This is a genomic window from Acinetobacter sp. YH12236 (genome assembly GCF_013417645.1).
Lineage (GTDB): Bacteria > Pseudomonadota > Gammaproteobacteria > Pseudomonadales > Moraxellaceae > Acinetobacter.
Genome location: NZ_VPDM01000071.1, coordinates 1 through 2,105 on the forward strand (window position 1 = coordinate 1; position 2,105 = coordinate 2,105).

A 2,105-nucleotide genomic window follows, 5' to 3' on the forward strand; every position below is an offset into this window, starting at 1 on the left:
ACTTTTAACTTCGGTTATTTATTGAAGGATTACCTTAAAAACTATTAATGTAGCTCCATTTTAAATAAAGAACCGCTTTTTTATTCAAAATAGGGTAGGAACGACTTTAACTAAATCAGTAAGGAATACTTAATGAAATATATCTAATCTCACCTATATTGTTATATGAAATATATATTGTAAATGGAATATCTTCAATTTTCCATTTTTGGCTTCTAACCACGCCATCATCATTCTTAATAAATAATGGCACTCCTAACATATTTTCAATTTCAGCTTTATTCATTGAAAATTTTAAATTAAATGGCAGTTCTTGTTTATATTGAGAAAAGCCTTCCACACCATCATTATAAAAAAATATAGTCGTTAAGTATATTTTTTCACCAGTTATGGGTTTGTCCTCCTGATTTAAATAAAAAGACTCATCAGTAAATATAAAACCCAATCCCTCATCATATTTACTAATATAAAAATTATACTCATCCAATAAATCACCATCTTCATCATAAATTGGTAATTTAATTTCCTCTTGACTTTTCACAAATTGATTTTTAACAAAAAAATCAACTAATTTTTCATCAATATTTGACTTACCCAACAGTGATATTAAATGATCAATAAACTTATTTGTCATTCTTTCTCGCCTCCTCATCCATAATATTTTTCAAAAATTTATCATAATCAGCATTATTTTTACAGCTCAATGTAGTACATGCTTCTTGCAACTTTGTAACGTACTCAGGCGTTAATTTTTTTGCATTATCTATCATTGCCTCAGAATCCCTAATTTGTGCTGCTTGTAAATCATTTGCATCATTTTCAATGAGTCCTTTATTATTTTTTCCTGCATAGGTTGGACCTGCGGCATGCACCTCATTTGGTACAGTTACACTCATTCCTTCATTAATAATACGATTTTTCTCTGCTTGAGTTAAGGGCGCTTCCTTTAAGTCTTCAGCTCTCTTTAATAATGCAGCTTTAGACGGCTGATGATCTCTAGCCACGGTTCCATCTCCAGTGACTTTCTTTTGATTTCCATAATTATCAACCCATCCCACATCAAGAGATTGCTTTTGATTTATTTCAATATCAGCATCTTTCCCCTTAGTGACACCTTTACCTACTCCAGCACCTACAACTCCAGCCACAGCATTAATTAAATATTCTGCACCTTGTTTATTTTTTTCAATTTCATTTGCAAATTTCAATTCATCTAATTTATTTTCAGATGTTGAGGCTTCAATTTCTTTAACTTTCTCTGAATTAGTCCAATTATTAATCGTATTTGAATTGGTAACATGAGCGGCGGCAGTTAATGATGTCGCCAGCGCATCAAATCCTTGAGCTATTTCAGCTCCTACCGCACTATCTAAAGCTAAAGATTTTCCTGTCTCAATTGCTAAACGGACTGGGCCTGAAATCATTAGTCCTACCGCAAGTTGAACAGTACCTAAATCAACTCCAGTATCTTCACTAATCTGCTTTATATTATTTCCTAAATCAGCAATATTGCTTAATATCGTCATACCAACTGTGGTTTGGGTCGTAACTTTTGTCTCAATGTCAGTTCCTTTCGCATAAATTACTTCTTGTTCATTTACGCCTATTTTAGGTTGTTTAAAAATCGTTTCTAAATCAACACCAGATTGAGCTAATGTATCTAGTTGACTCTGAATTTCACTAAACTCTTTTGCTGCATAGAAAAAATCTAATTTAGAAAATAAAGCTTCAACTTCTTTTGGCTCTATCCCTCGTTTGAGCAATTCACTTGCAACTTTGTCACCAACTACACCCGTTTCTTTATATTCACTTGGTAAATTGTAAAGCCTTGCCTGAATATTATTTAGTGTTTGTAAAGCCTTATCTTTATACTCACCCGCTGGTAAGGCTTGTGCTAAATTTTCTGCACTTTGACGGAAATTCTCTGGCAAATCCTTCTGTTCTTGAATAATCTCCTGTCGTCCAGCTTCTGTCAGTAATCGATGATCAATCGTTACTGAACCATCCAGCATACCTGTGGTCTGATCACGAGTAATTTCTTGGGTATTGTTGATATCACGGTTGGTGGTATGGTAATCCTCCCATAAATAACCGAAGTTAAAAGC

1 protein-coding gene and 1 pseudogene are annotated in these 2,105 nt (G+C 33.3%); both read right to left on the minus strand.

The window, feature by feature from the left end:
- Positions 1 to 115 precede the first annotated feature (115 nt).
- On the minus strand, positions 116 to 634 hold the full coding sequence (locus FTV14_RS15820; RefSeq protein ID WP_179989170.1) for a hypothetical protein: 519 nt from the start codon (positions 632 to 634) through the stop codon (positions 116 to 118).
- Positions 624 to 2,105: pseudogene (locus tag FTV14_RS15825) on the minus strand (hypothetical protein); the annotation flags it as partial. The pseudogene FTV14_RS15825 and the gene FTV14_RS15820, both read right to left, overlap by 11 nt.

Bases quoted from the DNA above. Each gene is read 5' to 3' on its own strand.
- FTV14_RS15820 (WP_179989170.1), bottom strand. From the start codon at position 634: ATGACAAATAAGTTTATTGATCATTTAATATCACTGTTGGGTAAGTCA.